Below are 19,381 nucleotides of genomic sequence, written 5' to 3' on the forward strand. Positions count from 1 at the left end.
AAATAAATGGGGCTATCTCAAAGCCAACTTAACTTTACGTTTTTGCCAACATCCTAAGCCGTCGGGCAACGTTTCATTAATCAACAAGTAGGAGTGGCTGACATGGGTCACTTTGCCATTATTGCGTCCGAGGTATTGACCCGGCTTAACTTTATAGACGTTGCCATTGGGAGCCTGAACGAGGCCAGAAACCGTGTTATCCATGCCCATGACCCCTTTCAAACGTAATTGGCTTAATGGGAATTTTTCTAATTTTCCAGTTCGCCTTCTTGAGGGCGGTTGCCAACAATCTTTTCTTGCAACTGGCTGAGTCGCGATGATGGCTTCTTTGGGTAATTCAAAGGGTGCACGCTGTACTTCCGGTGCGTACGTGACTGCAACATACTTGTCTGCGGGCTTAAGCTTCTCGACCTCTCGACGCGCCTGTGTTTCCACTCCTCGAATAAAATCCGTCAATGATTCATCATTCGCCTGGCAGCCCATCAATAGAGAACCCATCAATACCAACAACAAAGACTTACTTGTCATTTTTCGCCTCCTCCGGCTTAAACTGATAGGTGTTAGCGCGCACCCGAAAGTGCAGGGTTTCGCTCTCTTGGCTGACACGTTGCCAAGTCACATCTTTAAACGTGATGATTCGAGGTAGCGTCGCTATTGCCTGAGAAAAATGGCCGATGTCATGAAAGTCGCCCGTTAACTCTATGTTTAAAGGAAGACGATAAAGGAAGTGCTCTGATTGTTTTTCGCCCCAGTCGATTCGGGTGAAAGTCAGCTTATTGTCGATGCCAAGCTCATTCACTGAAGCGAGCATTGTAGCCAGCTCTTTTTGCGCAGGCAGTTGTTGCAGTAATAACTCGTAACGAGTGGTAAGTTCATCCAATTGAGATTGAAGCTGAGGCAACGCTGCCACTTTGTTCGCTTTGATCTTCAATGCCACCTTGAGTGTCTGCTCCTGCTGAATCAAGTGATTCAACTGTTCTTCTTTCGGTTTAAGGTAAAACCAATAACCTAAGCCTTGAATCGCCATGATCAGAAGTACGATTACTACAATCTGGGGCAACAATGGCCACTCGGCCATTTCATCTATTTCGAGATCCTGCCAATCAACCACGTTGAGCCTCCAATTTCTTCTCCGTTACTTTGAACATGAAAGACACTTTGAATGTTTGAAACTCTTTCCCAAAACGGGCTTTGCCGTGAACGATGGAATGCATTTCTACGTCGTTCAACTTGGCCGAGCGCTCCATGTTGTCCAGCATCGTGGCAAGTTTTGGAGTGCTATCAGAGATCCCAGAGATCTCAATTTCCAGATCATTCATTTTGATCTTGTCGACATATACACCTTCAGGGATAACGGCAGGCATTAAGTTCATGAACTCGGTCGTTTTGTTTCGTCCGTTTTGTAAACCTTCAACGACCTTTAGACGTTCGAGGATTTTGCTGTGCTCTAGCTCTGCAATTTTCATTGCTTCAATACGCTGGTCGAGTTCGGCAATGTAGTGAGTGAGGTAATCGAGCCGCTCCTGTTGTTGATCTTGTTGGTACTCAAAAAACTTTCCAATACCCCACTGGATGCCAACAGCGACCAACATGCCTAATGCGACCAAACTGATGAAACGACGTCGGTGCTCTTCTCTTTGACTCTCTCGCCAAGGAAGTAAATTAATGCGATAAAGCACGGGCGCCTCCTAGCCAATGAATGCCACGAACGGCCAGTCCGGCTGCTGTTGAGAAATGCTGCCAATCCACAGCACGACGCTTACGCTTAGACACCTTCATCTCAAATAGCCCTAGCGGATTTAGCAATTCACACTCTAACGACAATTGTTGAGACAACTCCTCTGCGAGCATGGGAGTGGAGGCCCCTTCCCCTGATAACCAGATACCCTTGATGTTTTGTGAGCCATTGATTGAGGTATAGAGCTGCATCTGGCGCTTTACTCGCTCTACGATTTGACGGTTAAACAGCTCTGTTTTCTCCTGAGCATCATCGGACAGAAAATCGACTGGAGAAGCGCAGTTTACTCCGCGTGTGCCGTAAGCAAACTCTTTGTGAAACAGTTCACCTTGTTCGGTAAACATGGTGAAGGAGCTCGATAAGGTGCCAATATCGAGTAAGCAGTATTTGTTTTTGTCAGGAAAGCGATCGGCGGTGAGCTTCCAGATATGACCAAGGCTTTGCGAATGCACGTCCACTAAAACAGGTTTTAGTCCGGACTTTTGTAATGCATCGACTCGGCCTTCTACCACATCTTTTCTTGTCGCAAACACTTGATAGCTATCACTGCCACTCTGCCCGCCCTCAGCGCGAAGACGAACGAAGTCTAAACTCAGCTCTTCGACAGGGAATGGCGATTGATGAGAAAAGGCTTGTATCACTGCAAACTCAACTTCACTCTCTTCAAGATTTTGTTCTATTTGCAGTTTCTTGCTAATTACCGAGTTATCAGGAACTGAGATCGCAACTTTTTTAGCGCCAAAAGGCAGTTCTTTTTTTATCTGCTTGAGGGTCTTTACAATTTCTTGATGATTTATGGTGTTATTTTCAGCGACAATACCTTCCTTTAGTAATATTTCTTTGTAACCCAACAGAGCGTAATTGTTGCCTGTGGGTTTAAGTACTACGGCTTTGAGGCTGTTATGGCCTATATCGATGCCGGTAACGATTAGCTTATCCATCTCTTACTCTCGCTCCGAAATTTCTTCGTGCAAAGGTTGTTATTAGCATCCAAATAAGAGTTAATATCTCTTATGTGCTAAATTTTTGACCTAAGAGTACAAGGGTTTGCCGTTACACAGCCTCAACCAATCAGGGATTCTCCGGTGAAGTTCATAAAGCGTTTATTATTTTTAACATTGATTTGCATAATTCTTGGAGTCACCACAATATTTGGCTTCTATCAGTACGTGAAGCCTGAATTGCCAGATGTTGCAACTCTAAAAGACGTTGAATTACAAACACCTATGAAGGTGTTTAGTCAAGACGGGAAGCTGATCGCACAGTTCGGTGAAAAGCGTCGTATTCCTGTTACTTATGACGAAATTCCTCAAGACTTAATTCACGCGCTCATCGCAACCGAAGATAGCCGTTTCTACGAGCATCCTGGTATCGACCCTATCGGCATCACTCGTGCAGCTGTTGTTGTTGCGGTTTCAGGCTCGGCTAAACAGGGTGCAAGTACGATTACGCAACAGCTAGCTCGTAACTTCTTCTTATCTAATGAGAAGAAGATCATGCGTAAGATTAAAGAGATTTTTATTGCTATCCATATTGAGCAGCTTTTAAGTAAGCAAGAAATCATGGAGCTTTATGTCAATAAAATCTTCCTTGGTTACCGCTCATATGGCTTTGGTGCTGCCGCTCAAGTGTATTTTGGCAAGAGCCTTGATGAATTGACGTTAAGTGAGATTGCAACACTCGCTGGTATGCCAAAAGCGCCATCAACCATGAACCCAATTTACTCTCTTGAGCGCGCAACAAAACGCCGTAACGTTGTATTAATGCGAATGCTTGATGAGAAATACATTACACAAGAGCAGTATGACGAAGCACGCAATGAACCTATTGTGGCGCGTTATCATAGCGCTGAAATTGAGCTTTCAGCGCCTTACGTAGCAGAGTTGGCTCGTGCATGGGCAGTAAAAGAGTACGGTGAAGAAGAAGCTTACACCTCTGGCTTGAATATCTACATGACTGTGGATTCTAAACTGCAAGATGCTGCAAATACGTCTGCGGTAAATAACCTCTTGTCATACGATGAACGTCATGGCTACCGTGGTGCAGAAAGTGTGCTTTGGAAAGAAGGGGAAGCAGCCTGGGGCAATGAGCAAATAGAAAAGCACCTGAAGAAACAGCCAACTTATGGTGACCTTTACCCTGCGGTTGTGACGAAAGTCGATGATAAGACGGCGCAAGTATGGGTTAAGAACCATGAAGAGCAAACCATCCCTTGGACTGGAATGCACTGGGCACGTAAGTACATTACTGATAACCGCCAAGGCTCAACACCAAAGTCAGCGCATGATGTGCTAGCGACAGGTCAACAAGTTTGGGTTCGCGAAGTAAGTGAAACCGATGAAGATGACAACACAACACTGAGCTGGAAACTGAGCCAAGTGCCGACAGCAAACACCGCGTTTGTTGCGATGAACCCAGAAAATGGCGCGATATTGTCGCTGGTTGGTGGTTTCAACTTTGTTCACAGCAAGTTTAACCGTGCAACCATGTCAGTACGTCAGGTTGGTTCAAGTATCAAGCCTTTCATCTACTCGGCAGCAATTGACAAAGGGCTGACTCTAGCCACTTTGATTAACGATGCGCCGATTAACAAGTGGGATGCAGGTTCGGGTTCAGCTTGGCGACCAAAAAACTCACCACCAACTTATGGTGGTCCAACGCGTCTTCGCCTCGGCTTAGCTCAATCAAAAAACGTCATGGCAGTGCGTACACTCCGTGAAGTTGGCCTCGAGGAGACACGTCAGTACCTTACTCGTTTCGGTTTTGATATTAACCAAGTACCACGTTCAGAGACCATCGCGCTCGGTGCTGGTAGCTTAACACCAATGAAAGTAGCACAAGGCTACTCTGTATTTGCGAACGGAGGTTATTACGTCGAACCGTTCTACGTAGAACGCGTGGAAGATGCATTCGGTGAAGTGCTGTTTAAAGCGAATCCAAAGAGCGTTTGTCATAAGGATTGTCCGCAAATGAGCGAGCAGCCAGAAAATCGCTACGCTGATGAATTTGGCGAACAAGACGTCGCAATTAATGGCCTAGCAACAGACAATGCCCTTGAAAATGATGAACCTCAATATGCACCGCAAGTTATCTCTGAACAGAATGCATTCTTAATGCGTGAGATGATGTACAGCAACATTTGGGGTGGCGGTAACTGGCGTGAAGGCACAGGTTGGAATGGTACAGGCTGGCGCGCGCAAAAACTTGGTCGTCGTGATATCGGGGGTAAAACGGGTACAACGAATGATTCCAAGGATGCTTGGTACAATGGCTATGGACCTGGTGTCGTTGCGATAGCTTGGGTTGGCTTTGATGATCACTCACGTGCACTTGGCCGCACCACTGTTAACAGCAACCTAGGGCAAGGCCAAGTTTCTGGTGCCGAGTCGGGTGCGAAAACCGCAGAGCCTGCTTGGATTGACTTCATGCGTGTTGCGCTAGAAGGGACGCCGGAGCAAGGTAAAAATATTCCAGAGGATATTATTCGAGTTCGTATTGATCGCAACAGCGGTATGCTAACGCACAAGGTAGATAGCACATCAATGTTCGAATACTTTGAAAAAGGCACGGAGCCTACCGAATACGCTGGCGACCGTTTAGAAGATAGTATTTACTCTTCAGGCTCTGGCGCAGAAGAACTGTTCTAAATCACAAAAGCACAAGGGAGAGCATCAAGCTCTCCCTTTTTTATTTCTGCTTTTTATGCTGCAGCATTCAATGATGGATAAGAAGCCAACACCTCTTTAATCTTCGCTGCTAAAGCTTCAAACCTAGCTCGTAATGGTGAGCCCGGACGGTATACGAGAACAATATTACGCGAGGGGGTTGGGTTAACAGCTGGTACGTAGCATACGCCATCTTTTTGCTTCTCATTAGGGATAGAAAGCTGAGGCAATAACGTAATCCCCGCACCGGCAGCAACCATGTTGCGTAACGTCTCCAAGCTGGTGGCTTTAAAACGCTCATCGTCTTTTGCTCCAGCGGCAAAACAAAAACCTAACGCTTGATCTCGCAGACAGTGGCCGTCTCCCAACGCTAAAACGGTTTTACCATTCAGCTCCAACATATCAACATGGTCGAGAGAGGCCCACTCATGGTCACATGGCACTGCGACACTTAATGGCTCTTGATACACTTCGATCTCTTTAAATGGCGCAGTTTCATCAACCGAAGCTAAAACTAAGCAATCTAGTTTGCCTTCTTCCAATTGACGCACTAATTGATGTGTTTGAGCTTCGTGAAGAAATAGCTCCAGCTCAGGAAATGCTTCTTTTATCTGCGGCAGAATTTTGGGTAGTAGATAAGGCCCAACCGTCGGGATGAAACCAATATGCATCGGTCCAGTCATGGCTCCGCTTTGACCGCTTGCCATATCTCTGAAGGTTTTCACTTCACTTAAGATGCGTTTAGCCTGCTCCACCAGCTGTAACCCTGAATCGGTAAACAAAACACGTCGGCTGCTTCGCTCTAAAAGCGTGGTCCCGAGTTCATCCTCTAGTTTACGAATTTGCCCACTCAATGTTGGCTGGCTAACAAAACATGCCTCTGCCGCTTTGCGAAAGTGCTTATGTTCCGCAAGTGCAACTAAGTACTCAAAATCTCGAATATTCATACTTCACGCTTCGCTTCTTTAACAATAGCTAATACCTATCAAAACCATAACACCAAACGATTAGAGCTATCAAAGGATTTTTACAATAATGGGCTCAACAAAACGAAACAGAGCGACGAAAAACGCTAAGCTCTATACGCATAATTTAAAATAGTCAAAGGAAATCATTATGTTTGTATCTAAAGAAGGTCAACAAGTCCCTCAAGTTACTTTTCCAGTTCGTCAAGGTGACTCTTGGGTGAATGTAACGACCGATGAGCTATTTAAAGGTAAGACCGTTATCGTATTTAGCTTACCGGGTGCATTTACTCCAACCTGTTCATCAAGCCATCTACCTCGTTACAACGAATTGTTCCCTGTATTTAAAGAGCACGGAGTGGATGAGATTATTTGTATCTCGGTCAATGATACGTTCGTGATGAATGCATGGAAACAAGACCAAGAAGCAGAAAACATTACCTTCATCCCGGATGGTAATGGTGAATTCACCGATGGCATGGGTATGTTAGTGGATAAAAACGACATCGGCTTTGGCAAACGTTCATGGCGTTACAGCATGTTAGTAAAAGATGGTGTAGTGGAAAAAATGTTCATTGAGCCAAACGAACCAGGCGACCCATTCAAGGTGTCAGACGCAGATACGATGCTGAACTACATAGCGCCTGACTACAAAACGCAAGAATCCATCACGGTGTTCACTAAACCAGGCTGCCCTTTCTGTATGAAAGCGAAACAAAATCTGATTGACCACGGTCTTCAATATGAAGAAGTGATTCTGGGTAAAGACGCAACAACAGTTAGTCTACGAGCTATATCTGGTCGCACGACTGTTCCACAAGTCTTTATCGGTGGCAAGCACATCGGCGGTAGCGAAGAGCTAGAAGCGTATCTAGGCTAAGCTGTCCATAGCCTACACCCTCGGTCTCCGGTGCCTTTGGCTCGGAGGCCAACCCTAAACCACTTCTTCTACTAGTCTAGATAAGTAGTTATCTGCCAATAAGGTGACTACTTATCCAGATTCAACTATCCAATTCACTCTCCAAGCTCAATGTAGCTAGCTTGGCTTAGAACAAAAGCGAGAGTTCACGATGAAACAAGTTAATGTCGACGTAGCGATTATTGGTGGCGGGACAGCTGGTCTTGGTGCTTATCGAGCAGCAAAAGCTCATACCAACAGCGTGGTAATGATTGAGGGCGGTCCCTACGGAACAACCTGTGCTCGTGTCGGATGCATGCCGTCTAAGCTGTTAATTGCGGCAGCAGAAAGTGTTCATCAAATCGAAAAAGCACCTGGATTTGGGATACACCCGCAAGGTGAAGTACGAATTAACGGACGAGAAGTTATGGATCGTGTAAAGCGCGAACGCGATCGTTTTGTTGGCTTTGTGCTTGAAAGTGTCGATGATATTCCCGCTGAAGACAAACTATCGGGCTACGCGAAGTTTGCCGATGACCACACTCTCATCATAGATGATCATACTCAGGTCACCGCACAGCGCATTGTTATTGCGACAGGATCTCGTCCAGCATATCCGGCAGCTTGGAATGAACTGGGTGATCGCCTAGTGATTAACGATGATGTATTTGACTGGGATGACTTACCAGAGTCAGTGGCAGTATTTGGCCCAGGAGTCATCGGCCTTGAATTGGGTCAGGCTTTACACCGCCTAGGAGTAAACGTGAAGCTCTTTGGCCTTGGAGGACAAGTGGGCCCACTGACAGACCCAGAGGTGATGGCGTATGCAGATAAAGCCTTTAAGGAAGAGTTCTACCTTGATGCAGATGTAAAAGTCGAAAGTATGAAACGCATTGCTTCGTCAGACAATGACGGCGAAGACAAGGTCGAAATCCAATTCATCAACCATGATGGTGAATTAGAAACTTTCGTTGTCGATTACGTATTGGCCGCAACGGGTCGTCGTCCAAACGTCGATAAGCTGGCGATCGAGAACACCAATGTGGCTCTCGATGAACGTGGCGTACCAACGGCGGATCACTACACATTGCAAACTTCGGTAGAGAGCATCTTCATCGCAGGTGATGCAAGTAACCAAATTCCACTGCTGCACGAAGCCGCTGACCAAGGCCGTATTGCTGGAGACAACGCAGGCCGTTTCCCAGATATTCGTGCGGGTCTGCGTCGCTCACCAATTTCAGCCGTGTTCTCCGACCCTCAAATTGCTATGGTTGGAGAAACATATAAACAACTAGAAACACGTCTAGGCACATGTGGATGTTTCGCAACCGGTGAAGTCTCGTTTGAAAATCAAGGACGTTCGCGCGTCATGCTTCGTAATAAAGGCATTCTGCATGTCTACGGAGAGCAAGGCACTGGACGTTTTTTAGGTGCAGAAATGATGGGCCCGAATGCAGAGCATCTTGCGCACCTTTTAGCGTGGGCGCACCAAAATAGGATGACGATTTCTGAGATGTTAGATATGCCCTTCTATCACCCAGTGATTGAAGAAGGCGTCCGCACCGCTCTACGTGATTTGAATGCAAAACTACACTTAGGGCCAGAAATAGTGAAACATTGTCTTGACTGCGGCCCAGGCTGCTAACGCTTTCAGGCTTCTATCTAAATATAAAGCAAAGCCTCGTCATCAACGAGGCTTTGCTTTACTACTTTGGCGCAATGAAATCTCTCTTACGCTGCCATCATTGCATAGCGGCTGACCATACAAATCGCGACAACACCGATCATAAAGAACCCACCAGCGATACTCAGCGCAAGTTTCAACTCTGTCGACATCATTATATTTCCTGTTAAAGACTGACAGCGCACCATACATCAATTACGTGCCACAAAGCTTTTACAAAGCTAACTTTCCATTTTTGGTTGTGTCATGGCGATCTAAGCCCGTGTAAGAAACGCTTTCCACCATTTAGTTAGATATATAATCTGAAGCAACACTAATGGTTTGGAAAACACTATGACTTGTCGCCGCTGCGAAGAACATTGGTTTTGGAAAAAACTTGGACGTTGCCAACGATGCTTGGATCAATTGACGGTACTTTCTGTACTGTGTTGGATTGTATGGTGGTTTACGCTCAAAGATGATCCACAAAGCATCGAGTCGATCGCTTTGATCTTTGCCGGCTTCGCTTTCAACGTTTTGTTGTTTTTACACTTATGGATGCGTTTTGTCATCTTGCCTTGGCAGCGTCGACGGGGACAAAAAAAGGCGAATAAAAAAGAGAAAAGTGACAGATAGAAAAAAGCCCCAAAACCAATGTCAGTTCTGGGGCTCTCTTAGATTCTTCTAAGAAAAAGCAGTGGTACTTTAATAGACCGGGCTTCCTCTCAAAGGTTCCAAATTTTTTCGATTTTTTTAGCGAATACTGATGTAAGTAAACAGGAAAATGACTATGTCATTGAATGCTAATAAAATCACTCCACAACTTCAGTTCATGCCACATGCGTTTTTTGGATCACTTGCTCCATTAAATTGATCTCAAGCGCTACCTCATCACATGCATGTTGACGTGGGCACTGATCGCAATCTTTCAGAACTTTCTCCGGCAGTAATGACTTCGATGTCGGTAAAAAGCTTTGCTTCATAAAGAACTCAGGCGTTCGCGTTAGAACAAAGACTTTCTTGATCGCCATCTGGCGCGCTTTCTCAACCAAATAGTTCACAATCGCACTGCCCTGCCCTTGGCCTTGCCAGCCCGCTTCGATACCAAGAGAGCGTATTTCAGCCAACCCTGAGTCATACACATATAGAGAAGCGCAACCCGTCACTTCACCATGATGCTCAGCCACCGCGAAAGAGCCAATATCTCTCACGAGCTCATTACGAGAGCGCGGAAGATTCTCACCAAGGTTCGCCCAGTAAGCAACCATACCTTCCAACGTTTCAATGTCCGTCAAACGTGCAGGACGCACTTTCACCGCCGAGCTGTCACGCTGGCTCAGGCGCTTATCCGCTTGTTCTACCGCGTAAGCGACCTGGTGAGGCGAAACACCCCCCAAAGCACAACGCTTTTCCAAACACGAATCGATAGTCAGAATGTCATACACATCATCTTCAATCACCTCAGAGAAGGCTTTTAGCTCTTGCAGAGACAATTCTTCCAGCGCACAGCCTTTAGCAATAGCACCAACGACCGCGACACCGACGATGTGGTGAGCTTCACGGAATGGGATGCCTTTCGCCACTAGGTAATCAGCCAACTCAGTCGAGTTTGCGTAACCTTGTTTCGCCGCTTCTAGTGTGCGCTCGCCATTCACTTTAATACCGTCAAAACACAGAGCTGCCATTTCCATGCAGTCGTTCCATGTATCTAAAGCGTCAAACAACCCTTCTTTATCTTCCTGCATGTCTTTGTTGTACGCCAATGGCAAGGCTTTAACTGTCATCATCATGCTCGATAATGCGCCATAGACACGCCCTGTCTTACCACGGATCAACTCAAGTGCATCTGGGTTTTTCTTCTGTGGCATTAATGACGAACCAGATGTCACCGTATCCGCTAACTCAATGAAGTTTGACTCGCCTGAATTGTAGAAGATCATATCTTCTGCAAGACGAGAAAGGTGAAGCATAGAAATCGACGCCACCGACATCAGTTCCATCACATGATCACGATCTGAAACCGAATCGAGTGAATTACGCGTAGCACGGTGGAAACCGAGATTATGTGCTAATTGTTCGCGATCAATCGGATAAGCCGTTCCCGCTAACGCACCCGAGCCAAGTGGACAAGTGTCGAGACGCTGTAAGGCATCATTCAGACGAGAGTAGTCACGCTCGAACATTTCAACATAAGCCAAGCACCAGTGAGCAAAGGTTACAGGTTGAGCACGCTGAAGATGAGTATAGCCTGGCAATACGGTGCCTTGGTGCTGTTTAGCAACATGGACCATTTGTGCTTGTAGGCGATCTAAAGCAATCAATAATTGCTGACCTTGCTGACGACACCAAAGTTTCAAGTCTGTGGCGACTTGGTCATTCCGAGAACGCCCAGTGTGGAGTTTTTTACCTAAATCTCCCACTTTACTGATTAGCTGCTGTTCAACCCAAGAGTGGATATCTTCTGCATCAGAGCGAAGAATTTGGTGAGGGTCTTCCATCACTTCTAACTTCAGCTCATTTAAAGCAAGTTCCAGTTTCTGCTGTTCTTCTGCCGATAGCACATCAACAGAAAGCAGAGCTTTAGACCATGCGATTGAACCTACGATGTCTTGCTCAGCCAATCGGTAGTCAAAACGCAACGAATCATTGAACTCTTTAAATCTGGTGTCTGCCGCTTGGGTAAATCTTCCGCCCCATAATGCCATTGCGTCTCTCCTGATGACTATTGCTTACTCTAACGTTCTCGAATGAGTAGTAACCAATTTGATGGTCATTTGCTCACTTTTTCTTATGGGTCAACGTTACGGCAATTTCGATAAAAAATAAAGTATAAATTCAATATTTTTACATATATATTCAAACTAACTTTAGATACCCGCTTTTAGAAACCAAAAGACCCGCCTATAAATGGCGGGTCTTTATTCAATCCGAGATGGATGTTAAGGGATTATTTCTTCTGGCTGTTCAATGCACGAATACGGCTTGATAGCGAGTAAAGACGGATAAACCCACCTGCATGGCTTTGGTCGTAAACTTCATCTTCACCAAAAGTCGCGAACTCTTCTGAATACAAGCTGTTGTCAGAACGTTTTTGCGTCACTGTCGCTTGACCTTTGTAGAGCTTAACAACCACTTCACCGTTAACGTCTTGCGCTAGCTCTTCTGAAGCGGCAAGGATCGATTTACATAGTGGCGTAAACCAACGGCCATCGTATACAAGGTGAGACGCTTTTAGACCTAGCTCCTCACGGAATTCGAATGATGATTTGTCTAGCACAAGCTGCTCTACAGCACGCAGCGCTTCCATCATGATGGTGCCTCCCGGTGTTTCATAACAACCACGAGACTTCATCCCAACAAGACGGTTTTCCACGATATCGATACGGCCAACACCGTGCTTAGCGCCCTTCTCGTTTAGGTAAACCAGTGCGTTGTATGGTGTCATCACTTCACCATCAACTTCGACCACTTCACCTTTTTCTACTTTCAGCGTGACGTATTCCGCTTCATTTGGCGCTTGCTCTGGGTCGACAGTCCACACCCAGCAGTCTTCGTTTGGTGCGTTCCACGTATCTTCTAAAACGCCGCCTTCCGTCGAAATGTGCCATGCGTTTGCATCACGTGAATAGATCTTAGTAAGAGACGCAGAGCAAGGAATATTACGCTCAGCTAGGTAATCCAAACACTCTTCACGGCTCACTAGGTCCCACTCACGCCAAGGTGCAATCACTTGTAAGTCCGGTGCTAGTGCTGCGAATGCGCCTTCAAAACGTACTTGGTCGTTACCTTTACCTGTACAGCCATGACACAGAGCGTCCGCGCCCACTTTACGTGCCACTTCAACCTGCGCTTTGGCAATGATTGGACGCGCCATTGATGTACCTAGCAGGTACTTACCTTCGTAGTACGCGCCGGTTTTTAGCGTTGGGTAAATGTAGTCTGCGACCATTTCTTCTTTCAAGTCAGCGATGTAGCACTCAGAAGCACCAGAGGCTTTTGCTTTCGCTTCAATGCCTTCTAGCTCTTCGGCACCTTGACCAACATCGGCAACGAAAGCCACTACTTCACAGTCGTAGTTCTCTTTTAGCCACGGGATAATTACTGAAGTATCTAGACCGCCTGAGTATGCGACTACCACTTTATTTACGTTCACTTTGCTCATGTTTTTTCTCCAAACTTAACTGGCGCTGCGCTCGGCGGTCAGTGCCAACTACGACTTCCTAATATTGAATTCTTTTGCTGATGCTTATTGAGGCAAGAATTGAGTACCAATACTTTCACCAGCGAATAACTGTGCTAATTTTTCTGGGTAACGCCAGGTCGCGACTTCAATTGGACGGCCAAGATCATTGGCGGCCTCCAAAGCGGCTTTAACTTTGACGATCATGCCATCGGTGATCACATGTCCATCGATCAACGAGTTAGCTTGCTGCTCTGACAGGGTTTTGATCAAATGGCCTTTTCCATCTAATACACCACTCACGTCTGATAACAGGACTAACTCCGCATCTAATGCGCCCGCAACCGCGACTGCTGCTTGATCAGCATTCACATTCATCATCTGGCCATCTTTGGTTAAACCAATTGAACTGATGATCGGCAGTGCACCTGTGTTTAGCACCGCTTGTAATAGTGCTGAGTCACCCGGTGATGCTTTGCCTACCGCGCCGAGTTCTGGGTCAAGTTCTTCAACAAGACACAAACCACCATCCGCAAGGCTAAGGCCCACAGCGTTAAGACCGTCCGCAATCGCTTGACCTTGAAGTAACTTATTCGCAGTGCCTGCAAGCGCGCCTGCAATCACAGGAATTTGATCGTAAGGCGTTACGCGTAAACCGTTTTTCTTTACGGTTTCAAGCTGAAGCTTTGCCATCAACTCATCAACTAGGTAGCCACCGCCATGAACGATGGCGATTTGTCGCTGTGCCGATTTTTGGTAAGCCGCAATGGCACCAAACAGTTGGCTTAAGGTTTGAGTGCATGATAGAGCTGCACCACCTAGCTTAATGACTAAAGGAGCTTGATTGGTTTGCGTCATCGCATTTCCCTCTTTCAACGACTACAGCAACGCTGTCAGTTCTGGGTAACCGTAATGAATATTGAGACATTGCATCGCTTGACTCGATGCACCTTTAAGTAGGTTGTCGATAGCTGAAATCACAATGATGTGTTCGCCTTGTACCTTCCAGCCGATATCGCAGAAAGGGGTATTTTCGACATCCTGAATACGTGGAATACCGTCGCCTTTAAGACGCACCGCAGGCTTGCCTTGATAAGCTTGTTCAAACGCCTGTGCCACTTGTGCTTCTGTCACACCTTGCGCAAGCTTCATGGTGATAGTGGCAAGAATGCCGCGTTTAAAGTTGCCGAGGTGCGGAGTAAAAATCACATCGCAACCCAAGTGCTGAGCAATCTCTGGCTGGTGACGATGGTTAAATACACCATAAGGTTGCAAGCTCACTTCACAGAAGCTGTTAACCATGGAGGCTTTACGCCCTGCACCAGATACACCACTGGTTGCGTTGATCACTGGCCATTGGTTGGTATCAAGCAACGCATGTTCTAATAAAGGTTTGATTGCAAGCTGTGAAGCGGTTGGGTAGCAACCTGCTACTGCAATCAAAGGAGTGGTTTTTATTGATTCTTGGTTCCACTCTGCTAAGCCGTATGCTGCTTTATCTAACCAGTTGTTATGTTGATGTGCGAAGCCATAAAAAGTGTCGTAAAAGCCTTCACTTTTCACACGGAATGCACCCGATAAATCGAATACCTGACAGCCTGTCTCCAAGAAAGTTGGGGCTAAATCATGGCTGACTTCGTGAGCCGTTGCCAAAAACACCACGTCCGATTCTTGAGCGATTTGCAGTGGATCCGTTAGTGGTAAAACTGGCATATCAATGATGCCCGCTAGCTTACCGTGTAGCTGCGCGATGCTCTTTCCCGCATCAACACTGTTGGCGGAAACGTATAAACCTGATAGCGTGAGTTGTGGGTGTTTATTAACCATTAACGCTAACTCTGCGCCGGTGTAACCGCTGGCTCCAATAATCGTGGTTTTTAGCATTGTGTGACATCCATATACTTAAAGGCTCAAATGACTATTCATATTTAATTTTTGCTTTATTTTGATTTTTTATTCATTAAATATGATTTAATATGTGTTTTACATTTTTGTGGTCTGTCTGTCAACAGGAGATTTGAAGAATCCATGCAATTACCAACTTTTCTAGAGGTCTATGAAGGACTCATCAGCACCTCTTCTATCAGCTCCACGGATCCGAGCTGGGATCAGGGCAATGCAAAAGTCATCGAAAAACTCGCATCTTGGTTTAAAGATCTGGGTTTTAGCGTTGAAGTGATCGAAGTCGAGCCAGGCAAGCACAATATGATCGCACGTATGGGAGAGGGAGAAGGTGGCCTTTTACTTGCTGGCCATAGTGATACCGTGCCATTCGATCAAGGGCGATGGAATTTTGATCCGCATAAACTGACGGAAAAAGACAACCGCTTCTACGGTTTAGGCACAGCAGACATGAAAGGCTTTTTCGCCTTTATTTATGAAGCAGTGAAGAAAGTCGATTGGAGCAAGCAGAGCAAACCACTTTACGTATTAGCCACTTGTGACGAAGAGACCACCATGTTGGGCGCGCGACATTTCACAGCAAACGCCCCATTTAAGCCGGATTACTGCATCATTGGTGAACCCACCAGCCTTGTACCAATTCGAGGTCATAAAGGGCATGTGGCAAATGCCATTCGCGTAACAGGCAAGTCCGGTCACTCATCGGACCCAGCGCTTGGCGTTAACGCTATTGAGATCATGCATGAAGTCATGTTCGCCATGATGCAACTGCGTGACAAATTGATTAAAGAATATCACCATCCGGGTTTTGCCATTCCAAGCCCAACCCTAAATCTTGGACACATTCATGGTGGTGACAGCGCTAACCGTATTTGTGGTTGCTGCGAACTGCATTACGACGTGCGTCCTCTTCCCGGCATTAGTCTTGATGGTTTAGAGAACATGTTGCGCGGAGCATTAAAAGAAGTCGAAGCGAAATGGCCTGGGAGACTGGAGATTATTCCATTGCATGAGCCTATTCCAGGTTACGAATGCCAACATGACCACCCATTTATTGGTGGTGTTGAAGAGATCTGCCAAACCAGTTCAGAAACCGTGAACTACTGTACTGAAGCACCATTTCTACAGCAGTTGTGTCCAACCTTGGTGCTCGGCCCTGGGTCAATCGACCAAGCCCACCAACCGGATGAGTTTCTATCCTTCGACTTTATCGACCCCACAATTGATGTGCTTTCAAAGGCGATGGTCAAGTACTGCTGTTAATACGCGTTTAAGCTCAAAAGTCTGTGCAGCTCGATTGAGCTGCATCTTTTTATCTTCACAATTTAGCGCTAGTCTTAACACTTATTTAACTTGTTATTTTGTAATTAATTTTCACTTCTTACTCTATGGCTGCCGTAAATTTGCTCTAAATCAGGAGACAGCGGAATAATTGCAAACTTAGTCTGCTTTATTTGACTATAACTGGTGCTTTTCGCTAGATTGGAGTCTTAACAAGGACAATGGATGTAGTTTTTTTACGAGGCAGGACGACAATGAACGAGAAATACGCCGCACTCAAAAGTAATGTGCGCATGTTAGGCCACTTATTGGGTAACACCATTCGCGATGCCCATGGCGAAGAAATCTTCGAGAAAGTGGAAACCATTCGTAAATTATCCAAATCAGCTCAAGCAGGGAATCAAGCAGACAGGGACAGCTTGATCGAAGAAATCAAACATCTACCTGATGAGCAGCTAACGCCCGTTACTCGCGCGTTTAACCAATTTCTAAACCTCACCAATATCGCTGAGCAATACCACACGATTTCACGCCATTGTGAAGAGCACATTTGCGAACCAGACGCGATTAACTCGCTGTTTTCTAAACTGGTACAAAACGATGTGAGCAAACTGGACACTGCCCAAGCGGTTCGTGATCTAAATATTGAATTGGTATTGACGGCTCACCCAACAGAAATTACGCGCCGCACGATGATCAACAAACTGGTCAAGATAAACGAGTGCTTATCAAAGTTGGAGCTAAGCGATCTTTCTTCTAAAGAGCGCAGAAAAACCGAACGCCGCCTAGAGCAACTGATTGCCCAAGGCTGGCATTCAGACGTGATTCGACAACAACGCCCAACTCCGTTGGATGAAGCAAAGTGGGGCTTTGCGGTCGTTGAAAACTCGCTATGGGAAGCAGTACCGGACTTCCTACGTGAGATGAATGACCGTCTAAAATCTTACCTTGGAGAAGGTTTACCCATTGATGCTCGCCCAGTGCACTTTTCCTCTTGGATGGGCGGTGACCGTGACGGTAACCCGTTTGTTACTCACAACGTTACGCGTGAAGTCTTACTTTTGTCTCGTTGGAAAGCCGCCGATCTTTATCTCAATGACATCAACGAGTTGATCAGCGAGCTGTCTATGACAGTTTCAAACGATCAAGTCCGTGAGCTTGCTGGCGAAGATCAGCACGAACCATACCGTGCGATCCTGAAGCAATTACGCACTCTGCTCAATGAAACCAAAGATATTCTCGATGCTAAGATCCACGGTCAAAAACTGGCCGTTAAAGCACCACTGCAAAAAGTCGAGCAACTTTGGGAACCGTTGTATGCCTGCTACCAGTCACTAAACGAATGTGGCATGGGTGTAATAGCCAACGGCTCACTACTGGATACACTACGCCGCGTAAAAGCATTTGGTATCCATCTTGTACGTCTTGATATCCGCCAGGAGAGCACGCGTCACTCAGACGTCTTGTCTGAACTGACTCGCTACTTAGGTATTGGTGATTACGAACAATGGAGTGAGCAAGATAAGATTGCTTTTCTAACTAACGAGCTGGCATCTAAACGTCCGCTTCTCCCTCGTGATTGGGAACCGTCTGAACCCGTCAAAGAGGTTTTGGATACCTGTAAGATTGTTGCAGCACAACCGCGTGAAGCGTTTGGCGCTTACGTTATTTCAATGGCACGTACCGCCTCTGACGTACTAGCCGTTCATCTACTGCTACAAGAAGCTGGTTGCCCTTACCGCATGGATGTGTGTCCTCTGTTCGAAACGCTAGACGATTTGAATAACGCGGAATCGGTCATCAAGCAGCTTATGGGGATTGACCTTTACCGTGGTTTTATCCAAAACCACCAGATGGTCATGATTGGTTACTCTGACTCAGCGAAAGATGCAGGTGTTATGTCTGCAGGTTGGGCTCAGTATCATGCGATGGAATCGTTAGTTAAAGTGGCTGAAGAAGAAGGCGTTGAGCTAACTCTATTCCATGGTCGTGGGGGCACAGTCGGTCGCGGTGGCGCACCTGCGCATGCTGCGCTTTTGTCGCAACCACCAAAAAGCTTGAAAGGCGGTTTACGTGTAACAGAGCAAGGCGAGATGATCCGCTTTAAACTGGGTCTCCCAGATGTCGCAGTAAACAGCTTTAACCTATACGCAAGTGCGATTCTGGAAGCCAACTTGTTACCGCCACCGGAGCCAAAACAAGAATGGCGCGACTTGATGGAAGTGCTATCAGAAGTAAGCTGTGAGTCTTACCGAAATGTGGTTCGTGGCGAGCCAGATTTCGTGCCTTACTTCCGCCAAGCAACACCAGAACTCGAACTCGGTAAGTTGCCACTTGGTTCTCGTCCTGCAAAACGCAACCCTAAGGGCGGAGTAGAAAGCTTACGTGCAATCCCGTGGATCTTCTCATGGAGTCAAAACCGTTTGGTACTTCCTGCATGGCTAGGCGCAGGTGAAGCGATTCAATACTCGATCGATAAAGGCCACCAAGCATTGCTCGAAGAGATGTGCCGCGAATGGCCGTTTTTCTCTACTCGTCTCGGCATGCTAGAGATGGTGTACTCGAAGTGTAATATTGATATCTCTCGCTACTACGATGAGCGATTGGTGGATGAGTCGCTCCGTCCACTCGGTGAAAAACTTCGTGCTCAGCTTCAAGAAGACATCAAAGCGGTACTGAATGTAGAGAACAATGAAAACTTGATGCAGCATGACCCTTGGGGACTCGAGTCTATTCGCTTACGCAATATCTACGTTGAGCCATTGAATATGCTACAAGCAGAGCTGCTATACCGCACGCGTCAAACCGAAGAAGCTTCTGCAAACTTGGAAGAAGCGTTGATGGTGACGATTGCTGGTATTGCTGCAGGTATGCGCAACACAGGCTAATCGTTTCATTTTTAATAGAAAGCTGGGCAAATGCTCAGCTTTTTTTTATCACAGGATAATCGCACCAAAACAAAAGCAGTTAAATAAACTACTAGAGACCCAAAAAATACCAAAATAAAAGAACAAAAAACCACAAGTTAACACTATTGATTATTATGTTAGTTTTTTAGGGTAATTTTGTCCTACTATTCCACTTCATGC

General features: G+C 46.2%; 15 protein-coding genes. 6 read left to right on the forward strand and 9 right to left on the reverse strand.

What is annotated here, in order from left to right:
* Positions 1-12 precede the first annotated feature (12 nt).
* The 4 genes from R8N46_RS22020 to pilM are packed head-to-tail and all read right to left on the reverse strand — an operon-like array spanning position 13 to position 2,679.
* A complete protein-coding gene (locus tag R8N46_RS22020) occupies positions 13-528 on the reverse strand; it encodes a pilus assembly protein PilP (RefSeq protein ID WP_115386334.1) in 516 nt (171 codons plus the stop codon).
* Positions 518-1,111 carry a type 4a pilus biogenesis protein PilO gene (locus R8N46_RS22025; RefSeq protein WP_042523672.1) on the reverse strand — a complete coding sequence of 198 codons (594 nt, stop codon included), beginning with the start codon at positions 1,109-1,111 and terminating at the stop codon, positions 518-520. The genes R8N46_RS22020 and R8N46_RS22025 overlap by 11 nt, the downstream gene beginning before the upstream one ends.
* Positions 1,104-1,679, reverse strand: coding sequence for a PilN domain-containing protein (locus tag R8N46_RS22030; RefSeq protein WP_115386335.1), 576 nt, complete (start codon positions 1,677-1,679; stop codon positions 1,104-1,106). The genes R8N46_RS22025 and R8N46_RS22030 overlap by 8 nt, the downstream gene beginning before the upstream one ends.
* Positions 1,663-2,679 (reverse strand): type IV pilus biogenesis protein PilM, encoded by a 1,017-nt coding sequence (gene pilM, locus R8N46_RS22035; RefSeq protein WP_115386336.1) that lies wholly within the window; start codon positions 2,677-2,679, stop codon positions 1,663-1,665. Before pilM ends, R8N46_RS22030 begins: the two co-directional genes overlap by 17 nt.
* Positions 2,680-2,823: 144 nt before the next feature.
* On the opposite strand from pilM, the gene R8N46_RS22040 reads away from it, so the two are divergent.
* Entirely contained in the window at positions 2,824-5,385 is a 2,562-nt protein-coding gene (locus tag R8N46_RS22040) for a penicillin-binding protein 1A (RefSeq protein ID WP_115386337.1), read from the forward strand.
* 53 nt (positions 5,386-5,438) lie between these two features.
* Here the strand turns inward: R8N46_RS22040 and oxyR are convergent, their stop codons facing one another.
* A complete protein-coding gene (gene oxyR, locus R8N46_RS22045) occupies positions 5,439-6,350 on the reverse strand; it encodes a DNA-binding transcriptional regulator OxyR (protein ID WP_005381326.1) in 912 nt (303 codons plus the stop codon).
* A 169-nt stretch (positions 6,351-6,519) separates the two neighbouring features.
* On the opposite strand from oxyR, the gene R8N46_RS22050 reads away from it, so the two are divergent.
* The 3 genes from R8N46_RS22050 to R8N46_RS22060 all read left to right on the forward strand — a co-directional run bounded on the left by R8N46_RS22050 (position 6,520) and on the right by R8N46_RS22060 (position 9,565).
* Complete coding sequence (locus tag R8N46_RS22050; RefSeq protein ID WP_054866559.1) at positions 6,520-7,248, forward strand: redoxin family protein; 729 nt, start codon at positions 6,520-6,522, stop codon at positions 7,246-7,248.
* A gap of 190 nt (positions 7,249-7,438) precedes the next feature.
* Positions 7,439-8,911 carry a dihydrolipoyl dehydrogenase gene (locus tag R8N46_RS22055; RefSeq protein WP_115386338.1) on the forward strand — a complete coding sequence of 491 codons (1,473 nt, stop codon included), beginning with the start codon at positions 7,439-7,441 and terminating at the stop codon, positions 8,909-8,911.
* Positions 8,912-9,283: 372 nt separating this feature from the next.
* Entirely contained in the window at positions 9,284-9,565 is a 282-nt protein-coding gene (locus R8N46_RS22060) for a DUF3624 domain-containing protein (RefSeq protein ID WP_017633527.1), read from the forward strand.
* 194 nt (positions 9,566-9,759) lie between these two features.
* Here the strand turns inward: R8N46_RS22060 and argH are convergent, their stop codons facing one another.
* The 4 genes from argH to argC all read right to left on the reverse strand — a co-directional run bounded on the left by argH (position 9,760) and on the right by argC (position 14,993).
* Positions 9,760-11,634, reverse strand: coding sequence for an argininosuccinate lyase (argH, locus tag R8N46_RS22065; RefSeq protein ID WP_017633526.1), 1,875 nt, complete (start codon positions 11,632-11,634; stop codon positions 9,760-9,762).
* A gap of 242 nt (positions 11,635-11,876) precedes the next feature.
* Positions 11,877-13,091, reverse strand: a complete 1,215-nt coding sequence (locus R8N46_RS22070) for an argininosuccinate synthase (RefSeq protein ID WP_005381332.1) — start codon at positions 13,089-13,091, stop codon at positions 11,877-11,879.
* A gap of 84 nt (positions 13,092-13,175) precedes the next feature.
* Positions 13,176-13,967, reverse strand: a complete 792-nt coding sequence (gene argB, locus R8N46_RS22075; protein ID WP_005381333.1) for an acetylglutamate kinase — start codon at positions 13,965-13,967, stop codon at positions 13,176-13,178.
* A 21-nt stretch (positions 13,968-13,988) separates the two neighbouring features.
* Positions 13,989-14,993 (reverse strand): N-acetyl-gamma-glutamyl-phosphate reductase, encoded by a 1,005-nt coding sequence (gene argC / locus R8N46_RS22080; RefSeq protein WP_053350729.1) that lies wholly within the window; start codon positions 14,991-14,993, stop codon positions 13,989-13,991.
* Positions 14,994-15,137: 144 nt separating this feature from the next.
* On the opposite strand from argC, the gene argE reads away from it, so the two are divergent.
* Entirely contained in the window at positions 15,138-16,274 is a 1,137-nt protein-coding gene (gene argE / locus R8N46_RS22085) for an acetylornithine deacetylase (RefSeq protein WP_005381335.1), read from the forward strand.
* A gap of 272 nt (positions 16,275-16,546) precedes the next feature.
* Positions 16,547-19,180: a phosphoenolpyruvate carboxylase gene (gene ppc, locus R8N46_RS22090; RefSeq protein ID WP_005381336.1), complete on the forward strand. Its 2,634-nt coding sequence runs from the start codon at positions 16,547-16,549 to the stop codon at positions 19,178-19,180.
* The last annotated feature ends 201 nt before the right edge of the window (positions 19,181-19,381 follow it).

This window comes from Vibrio sp. 1874 (assembly GCF_033344395.1).
In the GTDB taxonomy this organism is placed as follows: domain Bacteria; phylum Pseudomonadota; class Gammaproteobacteria; order Enterobacterales; family Vibrionaceae; genus Vibrio; species Vibrio alginolyticus.

Coding starts and splice junctions, on each gene's coding strand:
- R8N46_RS22020 (WP_115386334.1), bottom strand. CDS start 528: ATGACAAGTAAGTCTTTGTTGTTGGTATTGATGGGTTCTCTATTGATG.
- pilM (WP_115386336.1), bottom strand. CDS start 2,679: ATGGATAAGCTAATCGTTACCGGCATCGATATAGGCCATAACAGCCTC.
- oxyR (WP_005381326.1), bottom strand. CDS start 6,350: ATGAATATTCGAGATTTTGAGTACTTAGTTGCACTTGCGGAACATAAG.
- R8N46_RS22050 (WP_054866559.1), top strand. CDS start 6,520: ATGTTTGTATCTAAAGAAGGTCAACAAGTCCCTCAAGTTACTTTTCCA.
- R8N46_RS22055 (WP_115386338.1), top strand. CDS start 7,439: ATGAAACAAGTTAATGTCGACGTAGCGATTATTGGTGGCGGGACAGCT.
- R8N46_RS22060 (WP_017633527.1), top strand. CDS start 9,284: ATGACTTGTCGCCGCTGCGAAGAACATTGGTTTTGGAAAAAACTTGGA.
- argH (WP_017633526.1), bottom strand. CDS start 11,634: ATGGCATTATGGGGCGGAAGATTTACCCAAGCGGCAGACACCAGATTT.
- R8N46_RS22070 (WP_005381332.1), bottom strand. CDS start 13,091: ATGAGCAAAGTGAACGTAAATAAAGTGGTAGTCGCATACTCAGGCGGT.
- argB (WP_005381333.1), bottom strand. CDS start 13,967: ATGACGCAAACCAATCAAGCTCCTTTAGTCATTAAGCTAGGTGGTGCA.
- argC (WP_053350729.1), bottom strand. CDS start 14,993: ATGCTAAAAACCACGATTATTGGAGCCAGCGGTTACACCGGCGCAGAG.
- argE (WP_005381335.1), top strand. CDS start 15,138: ATGCAATTACCAACTTTTCTAGAGGTCTATGAAGGACTCATCAGCACC.
- ppc (WP_005381336.1), top strand. CDS start 16,547: ATGAACGAGAAATACGCCGCACTCAAAAGTAATGTGCGCATGTTAGGC.